Below are 20,294 nucleotides of genomic sequence, written 5' to 3'. Positions count from 1 at the left end.
GGATGACGCGGGAGCAAAAGCGTCATACAGGAATGGAATACTGGAAGTCAGGATTCCGAAGAGCCAGAAACAGATGGGTCATCAGATTGACGTGGATTTTCACTGAGAAAAGAAAAGTAACTGCCCCTTGGGATACCGAGGGGCTTTATCACGTTCATCAACGTGTCCGTTCACACCCTCTACCCCTGACTGAACATTATCCACTTCATTCAGTCAGCCTCAGGGGGACGCCCCCGAACCTCTCTCAACTTGTACCTTCTGTTCTTCAAACAAATCCTCAACGGAAACTTGATTCCGACCGCCTTGTTTCGCTTTGTAAAGTTCTACATCCGCAAGCTGAAACAAGTCTTTAAACTGCAACACCGTACCCGCCCCGTTATCTGCAACACCCAGACTTGCGGATATAGGTACTGGGGTCTCGCCACAGCTAACATTCAAGTTTCGAATCGCCTCTAACATCTGCTCCGCTTTCCTTACGCCTACATCAAGAGGAACCCCTCGGATGATGACAACAAACTCATCTCCACCATAGCGACCCATCAAGTCCTCTTTGCGTAAGACGCTCGCACATGCTTCCGTCACCTGACGGATGACCTCATCACCAAACAGGTGCCCGCACTGATCATTGATGCACTTGAAATGGTCGATGTCTATAACAATGCAAACGATGTTTTCACACCGATCCGCCGCTTCTCTGAGCCATTCATTTGCCGTGGATTCCAGACAGTATCGGTTCGCTAAACCTGTGGCATGGTCGGTCGTTGCCTTCTTCTTTAAGTCTGCCAAACTATGCTTGATTTCGAGTTGTAAGGCGGTTCGTTCCAGTTCTCTCTTTCGACTCTCCAGAAGTACTGAAATGTATTCTTTTTGAGCGTAGAACCCCGTCTCGATATCGCCCATTTGTTCACACAGCCTGCATCGTTCTTTTTAGATCTCTTCGAGGAGATAAGTGTCATCGTAACGGTTAACCAAATCCCTGGCGCGGTTCAACCATTCGAACGCTTCCCGATAGAAACCTTGATGCGAGTACCAGCTCCCTCGCAACATGCTGAATTGAACTCGTTCCCTGACGTATGTATCCAAATTGAGATCTGACACACCCTCGAGTTCTTCAATAATCCGCCTCGAACCTTCAAAATCCTTCAGCCCTATGTACGCCTCGGCAATATTCAACTTGACCCTGACTTCCAGAATCGCGCTTGGTGGCGAATGAAGCTTTGCCATCTCAAGCCCCAAGTTCCCCATCGCGAGCGCACTCGCGAAGTTCCGTTCCACCAGGAATAGGTGACTGTAGTTGCTATACGCATTGCTCACAATGTTGTACTTTTGCAACCGTGTGCCAAGGTCAATCGCTTTTTCCAAGGTACGCTTTGCTTTGTCGTACTCCTTGTTGTACTCGTAAAGCAGGAACAGGACATTATGTCGATTTAGATGATCGGTCTCGTCCCCGCGCTCGCTACAGACTTCATCATAAGCGCCAATGCAACGAAACGCCTCCTCAATGTCGCCGATACAGTAGTACGATGCCGCGCTGTTTAGGTGGGCGACGAGGATGGATTTATAATCGCCAATCTCCTCTCCGCGTTTCAGGAGTTCGAAGCAAGCCTCAATGGTTTCTTTGTATTTTCCCTTCGCTCGAAGAGAAGTCACCTGTTGCTGAAGTGACTGGATGTTGCTTTCATGCATGGTCTCACACCTCACAAAGACAGGGATGAGCAAACCGCTTAAGGGTCGAGGTGTGTCATTCTCCTCACATAAATAAGGATGAGCACTCCGTGCCCTGCTATTTGCCTTTAAACTTCTTGGTCTATCATGTCGAATCCTGCACATAAGCACTTGTTAGATAGTGATTAAAGGTATTGTGATTAAGACGCAATAGCAGGTCTGCCTTGGTTGTCGATGTTTACAATCGACCAAGCCGCCCTTGTGCCCTTTGGACCTTCCAAGGGATATTTCGATCCTTCATTGTTCCGTTGGCATCTTCAAAGTCATCAACGAATGTTACCCACAACATCGCTCCTATTTGTGGATAACTCATCTCTGCCCAACTTGCTGTTTGTAATCATATTCCATTTTCAAAATCGAAAATCGCAAATTTGAATTGTGCATTTTTCAAAACGGTTTACACCAGATAGTTACAGATTTAAGGGAAAAGAGGGGCAAGTAACCTCAATAACGAACACTTTCTACATGTCACAGTCCTGCCATTGGACAGATTCACCTTAATCTTCCACGTTCCATTTCAATTTTTGAAATGTACACTGCCTATTCTGTACTTGACATTGCTCCTTACCATAACACTGCATCAAGTGGCGATTAGAGGCTGTCTGGTGTTCACCACGGGCTTATCGGGCATAATTCCATAGTCGCAGAAACCCACACGTCTACTGAGCTTTTCCACGCTCCATTCCCGCCCGTTCTTTCCCTTCGCCCCTTCTGTAACCTTTTCCCGATTTTGATTTTGAAATTTGCAAATGACCTCTTTTGCATTTCTAACTATGTTCCCATCAAAAAATCCTCTGCTTTTTTCCCGCCTCCATCCCGCATTCAACCGTCCTCAATTGTGAACAGTGATAATAAAGTCTCGCAAGCAGTTCCCTTTTTTCTCGCCTTTACCCTTCTTTTTCCTGTCAAAACTTTATTCTTGGAATAATAAAGGGCTGACACTAAAGTCGGGAAAAGGGCTTGTAGGGCAAGGATTTCTCCGTTTTGCCTCACGCCGTTTTCCCGCTTGTATCAGGTGTTTATTTGGGCTGGATCAGATGATTATTCGAGTTTGCGAGAGAATTTTATTTACCTACAGAGCTTCTAACGAGCGACACACAGCACTCGACATGCTCCGTCTGCGGGAACATGTCAAACGGTTGCATTTCTTCCACATGATAGCCAGCTTCCAGTAAAGTGGCGAGATCTCGTTGCAGTGTCGCTGGGTTACATGAAACGTACACCATTCGCTGCACCTGCGCTGCAATCGCAGCATCTAGGGCGGCGCGGTCGATGCCCTTTCGCGGCGGATCGAACACGATCACGTCCACTTTACCACCGGACTGTATCCACTTCGGAAGCCATTGTTCAACCCGTGCCACATGAAACTCTGCGCTTTCGATCCGGTTCAGTCGCGCATTTTCCTTGGCGTCCTCAATCGCCTGCCCAATTTCCTCGACGCCTATCGCACGTCGGGCATTCTCGGCGAGCAACAGAGTGAGTGTGCCAATCCCACAATACGCGTCGATCACGACGTCTTCCGGTGACACCTGTGCTTGTTGCAACACCGTGCGATACATACGATTCGCCATGTCCGTCTGCACCTGCAAGAATGATCGGGGAGACACGCGAAAACGCCAGCTGCCCATACGTTCGATGAGATATCCGTCGCCTTTGCGCACATCGACGGCGCGTCCCCAAATGGGTCCCGTCGGGCGCGGTTGAACGGTGATGGCAACCGTTTTGACAGAGGGTGCGTGAAAGCGAGCAAGCGATTTCGCCACATCGTCTGCGTCATGCGCCGTGCAAAACACAATCATTTGCTCGCCACTCGTCGCCGACTCGCGCAACACAATGTGGTGCACATCGACAGCCGCTTGGCCGATACTGGTGAGGAAGCGACATGCTCGCACAAGCGTGCCTTGCATCGCTTCGGAAATCAGGTGACACGAGTCGGTGACGGCCATCGAATGCGTCTCTGGTGCAAAGAATCCCATCTCGAATCGCTTCTCGTTGGCGTTGTAACGCACTGGCATCTGAACCTGATTGCGATATCGAAATGGTGTATCCGATCCGATGATGGGGCGGACTACTTTGTCCGCATCCAATCCTAACCGTTCAGCGATACGGCGGATGCGCCCCTCTTTCCAAGCCGTTTGAGCCTCGTAACGCATGTGTTGTACTTGACATCCTCCACACTCACCAAACACTGGGCAAGGTGCATCCTGCCGTTCCGCCGATACCGTGCGTCGCTCCACCACGTGCCCGCGTGCAAAACGCTTCTCGACGGATTCAATACGAATCCTCGCATCCTCTCCGACAAGGAGAAACGGGATGAACACCGTCATCCCGTTGCAGATGGCGACGCCATCACCGTTGTCGTTAAGGCGTATGGCTGTCACGTCATATTCTTCGCCGACCAAAATCGGCTTTTGCTGTTCTACGTTCGCCATCCGCGCCCTCCTTCGAACATCTGTTCCGTTGCTCACGACAGTGCATTGATCTTTTCAATCAACAACTGATTGACAAGCGCCGGGTTGGCTTTGCCTTTTGTCGCTTTCATAACCTGTCCCACCAGCGCCGCCAACGCCCGATCTTTGCCGCCGAGATAGTCGGCGACCGACTTTTCATTCTTGGCGATCACCTCATCAAGAATCGGCCCTAATACGCTCACGTCACTGATTTGTTCCATACCCTGTTCCTTGATGATGGCAGCGGCGCTCTTCCCCGTCTCCCACATCGCCTTGAACACTTCGCGTCCCTGTTTGGACGAGATCTTTCCACTGGCGATCTCGCTGATCAATCCCGCAAGATGGTCAGGTGAGATGGGACATTCGGCGAACGACTTGCCCTCACTATTGAGAGCGCCCAGGATATCGCTCATGACCCAGTTGCTCGCTGCCTTGGCATCCGCACCTGCTGCCAAAACCTGCTCGTAGTATGCCGCCGTCTTCGGATCTGCAGTAAGGACACCTGCATCATACGCCGGCAAACCGAGGTCTTCCTCGTAGCGCCGACGCTTCGCCGCCGGAAGCTCGGGGATCGACGCGCGAATTTGCTCCAGCCACGCGTCATCAATATCGAGATCGACCAAATCCGGCTCAGGGAAGTAACGGTAGTCGTGCGCCTCTTCCTTTGAGCGCATGGAGATAGTCGTTTGCGTGGCCTCGTCGAAGCGGCGCGTCTCCTGAACAACCGGCTCGCCAGCGTCGTACAATTCCCGCTGGCGTTCCACCTCGTATTCCAGACCGCGCTGGACATTGCGGAAGGAGTTCATGTTCTTAAGCTCGGCCTTGTTGCCAAATGTCGTCGAACCGATCGGACGCAAGGAAATGTTGGCGTCGCAGCGCAGCGATCCTTCCTCCATGCGGCAGTCAGACACATCACAATATTCCATGATGCTCTTGAGAGCCTCTAGGTATAACCGTGCTTCCTCTGGGGACCGAATATCAGGTTCGGACACGATCTCGATAAGTGGCACACCTGTGCGATTGAAGTCAACCAATGTATGGGATCCGTCTGCCGCATGCGTCGACTTCCCTGCATCTTCCTCGAGATGCAAGCGCGTGATGCCGATGCGCTTGCGCTCGCCGCCAACTTCGATCTCGATGTAGCCGTGTTCGCCGATCGGTTTGTCAAACTGAGAGATCTGATACCCCTTTGGCGAATCCGGATAAAAGTAATTTTTCCGATCAAATTTGGAGTGCTGATTGATCTTGCAGTTCAAAGCAAGTGCCGCCCGCAGCCCCAGTTCGAGTGCGTTTTGATTCAGTACCGGAAGGGCGCCGGGATGACCCATGCACACCGGGCAGACGTTGGTGTTCGGCTCCGACTTGCTGTCGTTTTTGCAACCACAGAAAATCTTCGAAGCCGTCTTCAACTCGACGTGAACTTCCAGGCCAATGACCGTTTCGTAATTCATTCTGCCACCCCCAACACCGGCCGTTGCCACGCGAATGTTCGCAAATGCTCGTAGGCGTGTGCGACGCGCAGGATCGACTTCTCGTCAAAGGGCTTCGCCAAAATCTGCAGGCCGATCGGAAGGCCGTCTGCAAAGCCGCAGGGCACGCTGGCGCCTGGCAGACCCGCCAGGTTCGCCGGGATCGTATAGATGTCGTTCAAGTACATTTGGAGCGGGTTGTCCGCCTTTTCACCGAACTTGAACGCGGTGGTTGGTGTGGTCGGCATCAAAATGACGTCGCAAGTGGCAAATGCGCGGTCGTAATCCTGACGAATCAGCGTACGCATCTGCTGCGCCCGCTTGTAGTACGCGTCATAGTAACCGGAAGACAACGCGTACGTGCCGATGATAATGCGGCGCTTGACTTCCATGCCAAAGCCTTCGCTGCGGGAGCGTTCAAACATGTCAATGACGCCGCTCGCTTCGGCACGCCGCCCATAGCGAACGCCATCAAAACGAGCCAGATTGGACGATGCCTCAGCGGGCGCGATGAGATAGTAAGTGGCAACGGCATACTCCATGTGCGGAAGTTCGACTTCGACCACTTCAGCCCCGGCCTGTTCCAAGGTGCGAATGGCCTCATCAACCGCGGCTTTGACGGCCGGATTCAGGCCCTCTTCAGGCAAGTTGCGAACAATGCCGATACGCATGCCCTTGACTCCTGCATCCATGCCTTCAGTGAAATCGATCTCGCCCTGTCCGCGCGCCGAAGTTGAATCCATCGGATCATGCCCACAGATGGCGTTTAGGACAATCGCCGCATCCTCTGCCGTACGCGTGAACGGGCCGATTTGATCGAGCGATGACGCAAACGCAATCAAACCGTAGCGCGACACGCGCCCATATGTCGGCTTGAGGCCAAAACAGCCGCAAAACGCTGCCGGTTGACGAATCGATCCGCCGGTGTCCGAGCCCAATGCAAATGGGACAAGCCCTGCCGCGACGGCAGCCGCCGACCCGCCACTGGAGCCGCCAGGAACGTATTCCTTACCATACGGATTGGCTGTTTTCTGGAATGCGGATGTCTCCGTGGAAGAGCCCATTGCGAATTCGTCCATGTTCGTCTTGCCAACCATCACACCGCCTGCTGCCTGCAGCTTTTGCGCAGTCGTCGCGCTGTATGGTGGTATGTAATTTTCAAGTATACGTGAGGCCGCGGTCGTACGGACGCCTTTGGTGACGATGTTGTCCTTCAATGCGTAGGGCACACCACGCAAGAGCCCGCCCTCAGACACTTGCCCGCTGTCGATGTGATCCGCCGCTTGCAAAGCTGTTTCGGGATCGACAAGCAAAAACGACTTCAATTCACCATCGACTTGCTCAATGGCAGAAAGCGACTGTTGCACCCAATCTCGCGACTTTGTCTCGCCCTTGCGAATCGATGTAAGAATGTCCTTCACGGTCTTCGCGCTCATGCACCGCCACTCCCTTCCAACACTGCCGGTACACGCACCTGTCCAGCCTCTTGCTCTGGCGCGTTGGCAAGTGCGAGATCCCGCGGCAGGCTTGGACGCACGGCATCTTCGCGCAGTACATTGACCTCTTGGAACGGATGGCTCGTTGGCTCAACGCCTTCCATGTTCACCTGCTGCAACTGTTCCGCGTATTCGAGAATGTCACTCAACTGCGGCGCCAATTGCCTCAAGTCCTCGGGGGGCATCGCGAGCCGCGCCAGTCGGGCGACATGACTGACCGTCTCTTCTGTGATCTTCAACGGGTATCCTCCTTCAATTCGCCGTCAAGCCGAACTTGTTCTTGCCCAAACGGAGCACCCCCGCTTCGGCGAGTTGAGCCGGCTTGTCCGCGCACAGTTCCTTTGGGGATTATAGCACAGCGGCGCCAAGGTTCGCCTGTGCGCGGCTTAGTGGGAGACGATCTCGACCAGAATGGAAGCAAGCGAAAAACAGACGCCGACCAGATACAAAATCGCGACAGTCTGCACCTGTGTCAATCCAGACTTCATCAATAGGTGAAACGTGTGCCCTTTATCGGCGATGTAAATGGGGCGGCGTTCTTTGAATCGGCGTGATACCACCCACAGAGTGTCGAGGATGGGCACACCCAGCGCGAGCATCGGCACAACCAAAGAGACGATGGTCGCACTCTTGAAGGCGCCATCGACTGCGATGGCAGCCAAAGCATAGCCGAGGAACGTCGCTCCAGCATCACCCATGAAAATGCGAGCCGGGTGAAAATTGTATTTCAGGAAGCCAAGGGCGGATCCGACCAGTGAAATGGCAAGCATGGCCATCATATCCTGGCCTTTCATCAAGGCGATAAACACCAACGTCAGAGCGGAAATGGCTGCAATCCCAGCTGCCAAGCCATCAACTCCGTCGAGAAAATTCATCATATTGGTGATGGCGACCACCCAAAAGACGGTAGCAACTGCTGACAGCCAACCTGGAAATGCGTAATACATATGCCAAAACGGGAGGTTGACGCCACTGATCCGCACGTGAAACAGTACCAGCACGACAGCGGCGGCAATCTGCATGAGGAATTTTGGCCAAGCCTTAAAGTCACGACCGCGAGTCTTGTAGTAGTCGTCGAGAACGCCGATGCTGAAGATGATAAAGCCGCCGGCTGTGATCCCCCAATAGGTCGCATGGCGGTGTCCCAGGAAACCTGCTGCGACGACGAACGATATGTATATGGCGAGTCCCCCAAGCAGAGGGATGGGTTCGCGGTGAATCTTTCGCTGGTTGGGGCGATCCACAAATCCTGTCCGCAAGGCAAACGAACGAATGAACGGAATCGAAAAGTTGGAGATAAGCGCAGCGACTGCGCAACAGACAAACAGATACCATCCAGGAACCATGTCGGCGATGCGACCTCCCATCCTGACGAGGCAAATCTCCTTACCGACCTGATTGTACCAAAGTTCGCTCGGTCTTCGCTCGAAATTTGCGACAGGCTGTCATGGCGTTTTTGTGTGGGACATAGACATGTAGCGAACAGGCCAACACCATTCTACGCAAGGGGGCTGCACGACATTGCCTACCCATGACGTCATCATCGGTCTTCTCATTGCTCTCCCGGTCGCCTTTATCGCCGGGCGCTACTCCAATCGGATCGCATTTTTTCATGCTCAAACGGAGGAAAAACTGACGGTACCCGAGTTTTTGAAATCGCGGCAATAAAGCGATCCTGGCAGCCCGGGGTCTGGGACATAGCCAGTCCCTGGGCATGCCCTTATCGCCGCAATCCAGCCTCGTCCACAATTTTCAAAAACGCCGTTTCATCGAGAATTTGCAGTGAGGCGTTCGCATGTGTCGCCAGGATTTCTTGCGCCTTGGCCAGCTTGCTCCCCGCCTTCTCCCCAGCGATCAAGATGTCCGTCTTGACGCTGACGCTTGACGACACTTTACCGCCCAGCTGTTCGACCCAGGCTGCCGCCTGTTTGCGATCCGCCTCCGCTAATACCCCCGTCAATACGACCGTCTTGCCTGCAAAAGGCCCGTCAGAGACAGCGCGCGCCCCCAGGTAATCCATGTTTAACCCGAGCTCCTTGAGTTCCCCAATCAGCAGTCGCACGCTTGGGCTCGCGAAGTAGAGTCGAATGCTTTCTGCCATCTTTGGCCCCACATCCGATACCTGCAGCAGCGCATCGATGTCAGCAACCATCAGGGCGTCCATGGTACCAAAGTGCTGCGCCAGTGTCTTCGCCGCCTTTTCCCCAACGTGCCGGATGCCGAGGCCAAACAACAAGCGCTCCAACGAGTTTCGCTTGCTATCTGAGATTGCGCGTAACAACTTATCGGCCAACTTGTCGCCCATCCGCTCAAGCTGCAGGAGATCGGCCTTTTTCAGGCGGTACAAGTCCGCATACGTGCGCACCATGCCGCGATCAAGCAGGATTGCGATCCACTGTTCGCCAAGCCCCTCAATGTTCATAGCATCACGTGACGCAAAATGGATGAGCCCTTCGCGAATCAAAGCCGGACACTCCGGGTTCATGCATCGCCAAGCCACTTCACCATTCAGCTTTTGCAAGGGCGATCCGCACTGTGGACAGGTGGTTGGCATCTGAAATGCCGGCAATTCCTGTGTGCGCCGCTCCGGTATCGCGCGAATGACCTCCGGAATGATGTCCCCCGCCTTTTGCACAACAATCACATCGCCGACGCGTATGTCCTTTTCGTGAATCAAATCTTCGTTGTGCAACGAGGCGCGCGCAACTGTGGTGCCCGCCAATGGCACCGGATAAAAGACGGCGGTAGGCGTGACGACACCCGTGCGACCGACAGTAAGCTCGATGGACCGGAGCGTCGTTTCTGCCTGTTCGGCCGCATATTTGTATGCAATTGCCCAACGCGGGCTCTTCGCTGTAAAGCCAAGTTCGTCTTGTAAAGCGAGATCGTCAACCTTAATAACCATGCCATCGGTCGCATATGGAAGGTCGTGGCGACGATTCGCCCATTCTTCGATATACGCCACAACCTCCTCGATGTTGTGACACAACCTGCGCTCGCCATGCGCCGGAAGCCCGAGACGGGCGGCGTAGGCCAAAGCTTCGCTGTGCGTCCCCACAGCATGCTCTCCCGGCTGCGCAAGCTGATACACGATCACGCCAAGCCTGCGCGATGCGGCGACTGCAGGGTCCAATTGGCGCAATGAGCCGGCGGCCGCATTCCGCGGATTGGCAAACAACGGCTCTCCCTGCGCCTCACGCAATTCATTGAGACGCGCGAACTCGCGCTTTGGCATATACGCCTCGCCGCGCACCTCGATGCTGACGGGCTCATTGAGCTGCAAAGGGACATTGCGAATTGTACGGATGTTGGCCGTGATGTCCTCCCCAATTTCGCCGTCACCACGCGTGGCCCCTTGCACCAAGATGCCGTTTTCATAGCGCAGCGAGACGGCCAGCCCATCTATCTTCAATTCGCACACGTAGCGAACCGCTTCGCCCACCACCTGCCGAACGCGCCTGTCAAACTCGATCAGATCCCCCGTCGAATACGCGTTGGCCAGCGACAACATTGGAATGGCATGTTCGACCTTGGTAAACCCCTCCGCCACGGGAGCGCCGACGCGCTGTGTCGGAGACGTCGGATCGGCCAATTCCGGGTACGCGGCCTCCAGTTGCAGCAATTCCCGCATCAACGAGTCCCACTCGGCGTCGGTGATCTCCGGTTGATCCTCGAGGTAGTACCTCCGATTGTGATACTCGATCTGCTCGCGCAGTTCTTTCACACGCGATTTCGCTTCTTCGAGCGTCATGCTCATCATCGATATCCTCCAAGTGCTATCGGTATATGTGGGTGCCAAAACTTGCGCATTCTATCCATGTGTATTACGGTTCATTGACTTTCTGAATCGGTGCAAACTTTGCAAACAGTTTCCGTTCACCAATCGGATCGGCAAACCGAACCATCAGTTCCAATTGCTCGCCTTCGCCTTGCTTCGATACGATGACGCCCCGCCCCCACTTGCGATGTTCCACAATATCGCCGGGATTGTACGGCACTGTGAGATCGGCACCGAACGACTGCGGAACAACGACGCGCGAGCCAAGCCGCGGTGCCTCACCATCGCGATCCAACCGGCGCGATCCAGTATCTCGTCCAAACGCAACATCCGCGGTACGCAGTGTGGACAAGCCGTCGTGATCGACATCGGACGAAGGCATTTCGCTCAGAAAACGGGACGGTGTGAAGTAGCGGCGTTCACCGAAAATCATGCGATTGCTGCACGTCGTCAGAAAGAGTTGCTCCTTCGCCCGCGTGACGCCAACATAGCATAAACGTCTCTCTTCCTCCATCTCTTCCGGCGAATCGAGTGCCCGCTTGTGCGGAAACACGCCCTCCTCCATCCCCACGAGAAAGACCACGGGAAACTCCAAACCCTTCGCCGCATGCAAAGTCATCATGGTCACTTGGTTCGTGACCTCAGCCGGAACCGGCTTGCCGCCAGCCAGATCTGTATCCGAAACGAGTGCGACTTCCGTTAAAAATTGCTCAAGGGCGCCTATTTCGCCATCGATAACGCCGTTCTCGTCGAACTCGCGCGTCAGCGACAAAAACTCGTCCAAATTTTCAAGTCGGCTTTGTGATTCAAGTGTCTTCTCCGCAGCCAAGGCATCTCGGTAGTTAGATCGGTCGAGCAGTTGTTCGGCCAAATCCGTCAGCGGCAAAAACACACGCTGCTGTTGCAGAATGAGGAGAAGATCGACAAATTGGGCCAGAGCCGTCGCCGCCTTGCGCGCGATACCTGCCTCACCGGCGCGCTCCGCCGCTCGAAAGAGCGATATGCCGTGCGCGCGTGCATAGGTTTCAAGCCGTTCTAAAGATGTATCGCCGATCCCGCGCTTTGGCACGTTCACGACACGCAGAAACGAGACATCGTCATCCGGATTGGCTATCAACCTGAGATAAGCAAGGATATCCTTGATTTCCTTGCGCTCGTAGAAGCGTACGCCACCGTAGATCCGATATGGAATCCCTCTTTGCAAAAACACTTCCTCAATTACGCGCGACTGTGCGTTCGTTCGATAAAGGACGCTGAAGTCCGCGTACGTGCGGCCGTTGTGCGCCAGCCGCTCGATTTGATCTGCAACGTATTGAGCCTCGGCCCGTTCATCCGGCGCATGGTACAAGCGCGCCTTCTCACCTTCGCCAGCGCTGGTCCACAAGTTCTTTGAACGGCGCAACTGATTGTTTTGAATCACTTGGTTCGCAATGCGCAGGATGCGTCCCGTCGATCGATAGTTTTGCTCGAGACGAATGACAGCTGCGCTTGGGTAATCACGCTCAAAATCGAGAATATTACGGATGTCCGCACCTCGCCATCCGTATATCGACTGATCCGAGTCGCCCACTACACAAAGATTTTGCCGCTTCTCAGCAAGCATTTTGACAAGCGCATACTGTGCATGGTTCGTATCCTGATACTCATCGACATGAATGTGTGTGAAGCGGCTTTGATAGTAGTGAAGCACGTCAGGCATAGCTCGAAAGAGTTCTACGGTCTTCAGTAGTAGATCATCAAAATCGAGTGATTGGTTCTCCTTTAGTCTGCGCTCATACTCTTGGTAAACTTGGCCGACCATCTTATCATAGGGCGATCCGGCCCGATCCACGGCACGCGCAGCGGATCGGAGTTCGTTTTTGTGCTGGCTAATCTGATGCAACACTGCCCGCGGGTCATACTTTTTCACATCGATGTTCATATCGTGCATCACGCGGCGGACGACGGAAAGCTGATCTGCCGCGTCGAGCACTGTAAAAGTTGATGAATAACCGATTTGCTGTATGTCGCGACGCAAAATTCGCGCACACAAGGCGTGGAATGTCGACGTCCAGATGTCGCTTGCCGCCGCCCCGACCAACTGCTCGATGCGCTCGCGCATCTCACGGGCAGCCTTATTCGTGAATGTGATCGCAAGAATGGCCCAAGGCGGTACGCGTCGCTCGGCAATCAGGTAAGCAATTCTCCGGGTCAATACGCTCGTTTTCCCGCTGCCTGCGCCAGCGAGAATCAACAGCGGCCCGTCAGCGGTCAGAACGGCCCGCCGTTGTTCGTCATTTAAATTGTGTAAGATCAAGTTTGTATCCATCTCCGTCCGTGCCACGTACGCATCACCCTTTGCGCGCCGCTGCGCTATACTACCCACGAGTATAACAGCTCCGTCCACACAAGGCGATCGTTTGTTCGCCTTCGTCAGGTTCCGGCGTCGATGACGCCCCCTTCCCACTGGACAAATCTGTATCAAACATACCTGTTGACTCCAGTCCGACCGTCTGCTATATTACTACATGTCCGCTTTCGAAGGACGCGCAGAAATTTGGATGATGACGGAATGTAGCTCAGGTGGTAGAGCGCACGGTTCGGGACCGTGAGGTCGCAGGTTCGAGTCCTGTCATTCCGACCAGATCAAGAGCACGAGTTGGATGGTATCATGAAAAACCACTTACCTTCTGTGTGATGAACACCGTAGGAAGTGGTTTTTTATTGATGTCGTATGGCGTCATGATCCTTCAATAGGCGATTCAACACGTTTTTTCCGAACAAACTTCGGCAACACTACAAACATGGTAAAGTTATTGATTTCCAAATTACTCCACTCTATCATGAGGCATAACATTGGATCATTAGCCGCCGTGATCGCATTCTTCGGCTTTTCTTCACTCATGCCTATGTGCGCTTTACTTGTAGTGATCGCTTCGCTTTTTGTCCCAAACGCCACAGTCGCACGGTTCATCCAGGGTATTTTGCAATCGTATATCCCGCCCATACCTGCCGGGGCGACATTCGCAGCATCAACGGTTCATCACCTCACGATGTATCGCGCAGACATTCGCGTGATTGGTCTCATCGGTTTGTTATGGGGTGCCATTGGCGGGTTTGTAACCCTTCAACAGGTGCTCGACACGATTTTTGAAGTGAAAACACGCCGCTCCTTTTGGGTTCAATATGTCGTTGGATTCGCCATGATGGGAATCTTGCTGCTGTTGACCGTCGGATCTTCGTTGATGTCCTGGCTATCCCCGATGTTCCTCGCCAAAATCATGCACGTGTCGAGCGCATCGTCCGCACACCTATTGCACGTCATTGGTGAGGTTATTTTTCCTGCCGTTCTCTTTATCACCTGTTACTGCTGCTACAGACTCCTTCCTTCCCGTCGTCTGACAAATGTACCACTGCTGGCAGGGGCTCTGATGGCGACCATTTTCATCTACATAAGTCGCTTTGGATACGTGATCTACACACATCACCTAGGCAACTACTCCATTCTGTATGGTGCCTTCACGTTCGTAATGTTACTTACCTTCTGGATTTACATCGTGTGTATGATTCTGCTGTTAGGGGCTGAAGTTGCGGGGACCATAGAGGACTTCCTAACAAAGCCGTCACACCGATAACCTCCAACTCAGCGGGTCTGCGAGAGATCCAAGTCGGGCGTCAAAGGACTGGAAACTTCCTGTTGCTTCTCTTAGTTTGGGCGACTATGCTTGAACTAATGTCATATATCCTTCCTTGGCTTCGCTTACGAAGGACTTGTCATGTTGGCACTAGGAGCACTCGGATAGATAAGGAGACCGCCATGGTATTTGATGCACTCAAACTGGTAAAGCCTCTGCTGGAAGGCGATGAGGCGGCCGCATGGGAAGTCATTCAAACGTACGTACAGGGCGGTGCAAACAGTGCCTACATCTACGATGTCTTGCTGTGCAAAGCGATGCGCCACATTGGTGAACTTTGGGAGGCCAATTTGATTTCTGTTGCCGATGAGCACTTGGCCTCGTCTGTTTGCGACGCACTGCTCAAACGGTGCGAGGCGACCAGAACCGTGCAACCGACACAAGGCAAGGCCATGCTATTTTGTATCGAAGGTGAACAGCACGATCTCGGTATCAAAATGGTAGCATCATGCTTTGCGGAGTTCGGATTTGAGACGCGCCTTTACGGCAAAGACCTTCCTCTCGAATACGCCTTGCTTGCAGCATTGCGCTGGCATCCGGATATCATTGGCATGTCTGTATCTATAGTCTATCATCTGCCGAAGCTGAAGACGTATGTTCAGGAGCTTGGTTCCCTTGCACACCATCCGACGCTCTTGATTGGCGGCAGATTGGCGCAAGTGTACGACCTGCATCCTTACGTGGGCGATCACGCCTTGATCATCCATGACATTTTACAATTGCAAGAATGGCTGGCGCTACGCCAAAAATCCAAAGCCCGCGCACAATAGGAGTCAGAACACGAAATGCACGCCCTAGACCATCTACCTGTGCCTGGATTCATCATCCTTGAAAATTACGATGTGGTTCGCATGTCCGAAACAGCAAAGGCGACCTTTGGCAAGGAAGTTGCAAACTTGCTTGACGTGATCGATCACGGTAGCCGTGCAAAATTGTCCCGCTTTTTATGCGCAACAATGTCGGGAATCAAAGTCGAACTCAACTTTTGTATGCCGGAAGGCATTGGGTTGTTCGACGTTTATCACCGCTGGCGGCCATCCGAAGATGGCAATACGGTTGGATTCATAGCCTGTGTGCCGCGACAATCCGACTTGGATGAGGTCTTACATTCTGTAGCTCGACTGGAACAGCGCTTGGTCTGCGGAGAATCCGTGCAGAAGCCCGCAGAATTGAGAGATGACCTCTGGCAGCATGTGGATCAGTCCATCCGTACGGTCGAAGAACTGCTGGGCATGTTACAAGGCGATATCATTGAAATAGGAAAAGGTGTATATGCTGAACTGATTATGAAAGAACTGGATAGCCTGCGCGCTCTGATTCACGAACACGCTCAAGCCGCCCTGTGACTGGAATCACTATCGCCGATGACGAACGCAGGTCTACGTGGCGTCCGTCATCGGCGATTTCCGCAGTGGCAGGTGAATCTCGGCCGTCGTGCCTTGCCCCGGTGTGCTGCGATAACGAATTGCACCGCCGTGTTGCTCAACGATTTTAAAACTCACCATAAGCCCGAGGCCGGTCCCTTTATCTTTTGTCGTGTAGAAAGGCTCACCAAGTCGCGCCAATTTCTCCTCAGGGATACCAACCCCTTGATCCTGCACCGTCAGAAGCACTTCTTCGTCGCCGCTCAAGGTCAAATGCACCGACACGGTCCCCCCGTTTGGCATCGCCTCAATCGCGTTCTTCACAAGATTGATAAAGACCTGCTTTAACTGGTTTTCAACACAGTCGATGATCAACTCTTCCGTCGCGCTTTCAAACACAATTTCGACCTGATTGAGCAACGCCTGTGTCTCTAATAGCATCACGACGTCGCGCATCACCGCAACTAAGTTGGCCGGCCTGAAATGTACCGCCTGTGGCTTAGACAGGACGAGTAACTCGTTGATAATCGACTCAATCCGCTCTAACTCCTGGTGCATGATCTCCAGATACGCCTCACTGTGCGATCCGGTGCGAATAAGTTTCGTAAATCCTTTCAATGCCGTGAGAGGATTGCGGATTTCATGCGCAATGCCTGCTGCCAATTCACCCACCGCCGAAAGCATTTCCGATTTGCGGAGCAGTTCTTCCGTATGCTTGATCTCCGTAATATCCTCCGCGACTTTCAAGTAGTGGATTGTATCACCCTGCTCATTCAAAATCGGAACAAGCGACAATGATTCCCAATACGTCGTCCCGTCTTTGCGGATACTTGGCAATTCGCCCGTCCAACGTCCCCCAGCCGTCACAGAACGCCATACGGAAGCGTAGCTCGCCTCGTCTTCCCCCCACACATGCAATGACGCGATGTCCCTGCCGACCATTTCGTCCTGTGCAAAACCCGTGCACTCGCAGAACTTCGGATTCACATACTCGATAGCTCCGGATGGATCTGTAATCACGACGATGCTCGGACTTTGTTCAATTGCGTATGACAACTTGCGCAGTTCTTCATTCATCTGCTTCATTCTGGTGATATCGACAAACGTGAGCACCGTACCCTTAATGGGCTGCTCCGCGGTGCGGTACGGCAAAATCCGCACACTGTACCAATGCCCCGTTTTACTCTCAATCTCCCGCTCAATCGGCACGCTGGTGGCAAGCACCTTCTCGGCATCCTGAACCATCTCATCGTACTTGAGATGATGAGAGATATGCGAGATTGGCCGGCCGATGTCGACCTCAAGCAGGTTGATTTCTTTTGTAATCGCCGGTGTGAACCGCCTGACCCGCATCTCGCGATCCAAAAACAACGTGCCAATTTGCGTACTCGCAAGAAAGTTGTCCATATCGTTATTCAACTCGGTCAGCTGCTGGATATTCAGCTGATATTCCGCATTGATGGTCAACAGTTCTTCGTTGACCGAATGCAGTTCCTCATTCGTACTCTGGAGTTCCTCGTTCGCTGCGACGATCTCCTCATTGGTCGCCTGCAACTCCTCGTTGGAGGTCTCCAGTTCTTCCACCGTCACCTGCAGCTTTTCTTGATACATCTGCAGTTCTCTTTCCAACTCGATCACGTGCTGATTGACACTCGTCACCATATCTCCGTACGTGGATGCAAACTGCGGTGTTCGCTCCGCGTCTTTGAATAGAACCAAGACATAATTGCGAAACCGCTCCACAACATGCGACAGCGGACGAATGACCAAGCTGACGCGCACATGGTCCGCGCCTTTGGTCTGGACGTGATCGTAAACAACCTCTAGACTTCCCTTTCGGATTTTGCTCATTGCCGTAACAATGGCAACCGAAATCGACGAATCGAACATCTTGTGTACATTGTTGCTCGGTTTACCGCTGGCAAGTGCCAAATACTTGTTGACATCCCCGTGCAACGACACGACGTCCTGTTTGTCGTCGATCACGACACAAGCAGGCATGTGTTCCTCGACGAAGATGCGATACAACTCGTCCGTATCCGATGATCCTCCTATGTGTGTTTGCCTTGTTGCAAAATACGCCTGCTGTGGTCTCGCGACGCTGGACTTTACCGCTTGGGCACCAACAGGAAGCAACGATGCTTGCTGATACAGCGCGAGAGCACCGCTGGCGTCTGCATGCTGAAAAATATTCCACTTCGTATTGATAGGTACGAACAGGTTCGCGAGTCGGCCTATACTTTCGCTGGGTCCAAGAAACAAGAACCCGTGCGAATGCAACGCAAAATGAAATAGCGACAAAATTCGATGCTGCACATCTGGTTGCAAATAGATCAACATATTGCGGCACGTGATCAAATCCGTATTGATAAACGGCGGATCCTTCGTAATGTTATGCGGCGCAAAGATAATCATTTTTCGAATCTCAGGCTTGACCTGATAACCAGCGTCGACGCGCGTAAAGAACGTTTGCAGCCGCGTCCGATTCACGGTCTTTTCGATTTCAGCAGGATAGATACCGTTCCCGGCAAACGCGATCGATTCCCTGTCCAAATCGGTCGCAAAGATCTTCACGTTATACTTCATGCCGGTTGACACCATATACTCTTGCATTAACATGGCAATGGAATACGCTTCTTCGCCGGTCGAACAGCCCGCAACCCACACGCGCACTTCACGCTCGCGGGCACGATTTGCAAATATTTGTGGCAACACCTGCTCGTACACAATCTGAAAGGCTTTCGGATCGCGAAAAAAACTGGTCACACCAATCAACAAATCCTTATGCAATTCCTGTACCGACTCCGGATGTGTCTGCAATAAATCAAGATATTGCTCAATATCCGGGATGTTTTCAATGCCCATTCGACGCTTCAATCGCCGAATAACACCATCGCGCTTGTACACCTGATAATCGATACCTGTATTTTCAAAGAGCAGTTCGAGCAAGCGCTGATACTTTTGCGTATCAACTTCTTCGTCACTATCCTCGACTGCTGGAATATCACTTGGAGATGTTGACCCAGCTGGCCACTCGCCGCGAGCCATACTATGTAGTCGAGCGGCCATCTGGTCGGGCGGCAGCACCGCATCGACGACGCCAGTCGCGAGCGCACTGCGCGGCATCCCATCAAATTTCGCGGACTCGTCCTGAACAAAGACCTTGCCACCGTTGCGCTTCATGGTGATAATTCCGCGTGATCCGTCGCTACCTGTGCCGGAGAGAACGATGCCAACTGCGCGCTCCCCTACATCCTTCCCAAGCGAGTGAAAGCAACTGTCGATAGGAAGGTGCAATTCTCCCTTGACCGCCGTGTAGTCGTGAACAATCAAGCGACCGTTCTCGACAAAAAGATTTTTGCGCGGTGGGTTTAAGTACACCACGTTCGGCTCAATGAGCATGTCATGTTCGGCTTGGACAACCCGCATCGACGTATGAGCACCAAGCAACTCGGCCATAAAACTTCGATAGTTCGGCGATAGGTGTTGGATGACGACAAATGCCATACCTGTATTCGATGCAAGATGTTCGAACAGGGCCGTGAGCGCTTCCAGCCCTCCGGCGGACGCACCGATGCCCACGATATAGGACGGTCGCAGTTCGGATGCAGTCATGCGTCTCACCCCTTCTCGGCTACACGGCCTTACGATTGCAACCTATCCAAAGCGGCCGCTAACGCTGCAGCGAAAAAGACCCGCCTCTCCGGCGTCAACTCTGTTCTCTTCTCAACAGTTTTGGCCATTCTACACAGGTTGTCCAATAAATGTTGCACTGTCATACCATGGGCTACCAAGATTCTGTTTAACCAAACAGCATAGTCCGTGAATATGGAGATGTTTCCGAGTTGAAACGCGGTCTCCAAATGCCGCACATGGTGAATATTGTCTTCTCGACATTTTTCCCGGCCCACTTCACCGTATTGCTCATACCACTCGGGGTGTTCCCGATACAATTCTGCCACAACGTCATCTACCCATTTTGCACAAATCTGTTCAATCATTCCGCTACCACCTGATACTTGCGAACTGTCGGTCGGACCAAGCGCAGGTCCGCGTCCGGATAGTGTTTCTCCAATTCGTGTACACGCCGAAAATCCTCGCTCCGCGCCCAAGCCAAATACGAGTCTTTGTCTTGCCAGGTCAGTTGCACGGTCAACTCTTCCGGTCGATGTTCATTTTGCAGCAATTGAAACGATAGAAAACCAGGCCACGTATCTACACGCCCCGAACGTTGGCGGTAGATTGAAATGACCTCGCTCACCTTATCCAACGGCACGACGATGGTTGAATGCACAATAAACATATCCACTCTCATTCCTCTGGCCTTACTGCATGAGC

16 protein-coding genes and 1 tRNA gene are annotated in these 20,294 nt (G+C 52.9%); 5 read left to right on the top strand and 12 right to left on the bottom strand.

Features of this window, described 5'->3' with window-relative positions; all coding sequences use genetic code 11:
- Positions 1 to 219: 219 nt before the first annotated feature.
- The 7 genes from C7445_RS14785 to C7445_RS10290 form a co-directional block, all read right to left on the bottom strand.
- Entirely contained in the window at positions 220 to 900 is a 681-nt protein-coding gene (locus C7445_RS14785) for a GGDEF domain-containing protein (protein ID WP_208320890.1), read from the bottom strand.
- Positions 901 to 927: 27 nt separating this feature from the next.
- Positions 928 to 1,686: a tetratricopeptide repeat protein gene (locus C7445_RS14780; protein WP_208320889.1), complete on the bottom strand. Its 759-nt coding sequence runs from the start codon at positions 1,684 to 1,686 to the stop codon at positions 928 to 930.
- Between the two features lie 1,103 nt (positions 1,687 to 2,789).
- Entirely contained in the window at positions 2,790 to 4,157 is a 1,368-nt protein-coding gene (rlmD, locus tag C7445_RS10310) for a 23S rRNA (uracil(1939)-C(5))-methyltransferase RlmD (protein ID WP_134160037.1), read from the bottom strand.
- 32 nt (positions 4,158 to 4,189) lie between these two features.
- A complete protein-coding gene (gatB, locus tag C7445_RS10305) occupies positions 4,190 to 5,626 on the bottom strand; it encodes an Asp-tRNA(Asn)/Glu-tRNA(Gln) amidotransferase subunit GatB (RefSeq protein WP_134160035.1) in 1,437 nt (478 codons plus the stop codon).
- Positions 5,623 to 7,080: an Asp-tRNA(Asn)/Glu-tRNA(Gln) amidotransferase subunit GatA gene (gene gatA, locus C7445_RS10300; RefSeq protein ID WP_134160033.1), complete on the bottom strand. Its 1,458-nt coding sequence runs from the start codon at positions 7,078 to 7,080 to the stop codon at positions 5,623 to 5,625. The genes gatB and gatA overlap by 4 nt, the downstream gene beginning before the upstream one ends.
- Positions 7,077 to 7,379 (bottom strand): Asp-tRNA(Asn)/Glu-tRNA(Gln) amidotransferase subunit GatC, encoded by a 303-nt coding sequence (gene gatC, locus C7445_RS10295; protein WP_134160031.1) that lies wholly within the window; start codon positions 7,377 to 7,379, stop codon positions 7,077 to 7,079. Before gatC ends, gatA begins: the two co-directional genes overlap by 4 nt.
- Positions 7,380 to 7,526: 147 nt before the next feature.
- The gene (locus tag C7445_RS10290) at positions 7,527 to 8,486 is read right to left on the bottom strand and encodes an MraY family glycosyltransferase (protein WP_243835122.1); all 960 of its coding nucleotides are present in this window, start codon (positions 8,484 to 8,486) and stop codon (positions 7,527 to 7,529) included.
- A gap of 175 nt (positions 8,487 to 8,661) precedes the next feature.
- Between C7445_RS10290 and C7445_RS14635 the strand changes: the two genes are divergently transcribed.
- Positions 8,662 to 8,808: a hypothetical protein gene (locus tag C7445_RS14635; protein WP_166669092.1), complete on the top strand. Its 147-nt coding sequence runs from the start codon at positions 8,662 to 8,664 to the stop codon at positions 8,806 to 8,808.
- 52 nt (positions 8,809 to 8,860) lie between these two features.
- Here C7445_RS14635 and ligA read toward each other — a convergent pair whose 3' ends face one another.
- On the bottom strand, positions 8,861 to 10,891 hold the full coding sequence (gene ligA, locus C7445_RS10285) for an NAD-dependent DNA ligase LigA (protein ID WP_134160065.1): 2,031 nt from the start codon (positions 10,889 to 10,891) through the stop codon (positions 8,861 to 8,863).
- A 73-nt stretch (positions 10,892 to 10,964) separates the two neighbouring features.
- Entirely contained in the window at positions 10,965 to 13,226 is a 2,262-nt protein-coding gene (gene pcrA / locus C7445_RS10280) for a DNA helicase PcrA (protein WP_134160063.1), read from the bottom strand.
- Positions 13,227 to 13,465: 239 nt separating this feature from the next.
- On the opposite strand from pcrA, the gene C7445_RS10275 reads away from it, so the two are divergent.
- From C7445_RS10275 to C7445_RS10260, 4 genes are all read left to right on the top strand, one after another.
- Positions 13,466 to 13,541: transfer RNA gene (locus tag C7445_RS10275), tRNA-Pro, on the top strand.
- Between the two features lie 160 nt (positions 13,542 to 13,701).
- On the top strand, positions 13,702 to 14,532 hold the full coding sequence (locus C7445_RS10270; RefSeq protein ID WP_134160029.1) for a YihY/virulence factor BrkB family protein: 831 nt from the start codon (positions 13,702 to 13,704) through the stop codon (positions 14,530 to 14,532).
- 182 nt (positions 14,533 to 14,714) lie between these two features.
- Positions 14,715 to 15,362 (top strand): cobalamin B12-binding domain-containing protein, encoded by a 648-nt coding sequence (locus tag C7445_RS10265; protein WP_134160027.1) that lies wholly within the window; start codon positions 14,715 to 14,717, stop codon positions 15,360 to 15,362.
- A 15-nt stretch (positions 15,363 to 15,377) separates the two neighbouring features.
- Positions 15,378 to 15,938: a hypothetical protein gene (locus tag C7445_RS10260; RefSeq protein WP_243835120.1), complete on the top strand. Its 561-nt coding sequence runs from the start codon at positions 15,378 to 15,380 to the stop codon at positions 15,936 to 15,938.
- A 33-nt stretch (positions 15,939 to 15,971) separates the two neighbouring features.
- On the opposite strand, the gene C7445_RS10255 is transcribed toward C7445_RS10260, so the two are convergent.
- Genes C7445_RS10255 through C7445_RS10245 form a run of 3 tightly spaced genes read right to left on the bottom strand, consistent with a single transcriptional unit; the run spans position 15,972 to position 20,259 of the window.
- A complete protein-coding gene (locus C7445_RS10255) occupies positions 15,972 to 19,571 on the bottom strand; it encodes a chemotaxis protein CheB (protein ID WP_134160025.1) in 3,600 nt (1,199 codons plus the stop codon).
- A 29-nt stretch (positions 19,572 to 19,600) separates the two neighbouring features.
- Complete coding sequence (locus C7445_RS10250; protein ID WP_134160023.1) at positions 19,601 to 19,957, bottom strand: hypothetical protein; 357 nt, start codon at positions 19,955 to 19,957, stop codon at positions 19,601 to 19,603.
- A complete protein-coding gene (locus C7445_RS10245) occupies positions 19,954 to 20,259 on the bottom strand; it encodes an antibiotic biosynthesis monooxygenase family protein (RefSeq protein WP_134160021.1) in 306 nt (101 codons plus the stop codon). The genes C7445_RS10250 and C7445_RS10245 overlap by 4 nt, the downstream gene beginning before the upstream one ends.
- Positions 20,260 to 20,294: the final 35 nt, after the last annotated feature.

The organism is Alicyclobacillus sacchari (assembly GCF_004366795.1).
Taxonomy (GTDB): Bacteria; Bacillota; Bacilli; order Alicyclobacillales; family Alicyclobacillaceae; genus Alicyclobacillus; species Alicyclobacillus sacchari.
Note: the sequence above shows the minus strand (reverse complement) of the source record. Positions and strands in the feature narration are given on the sequence as shown.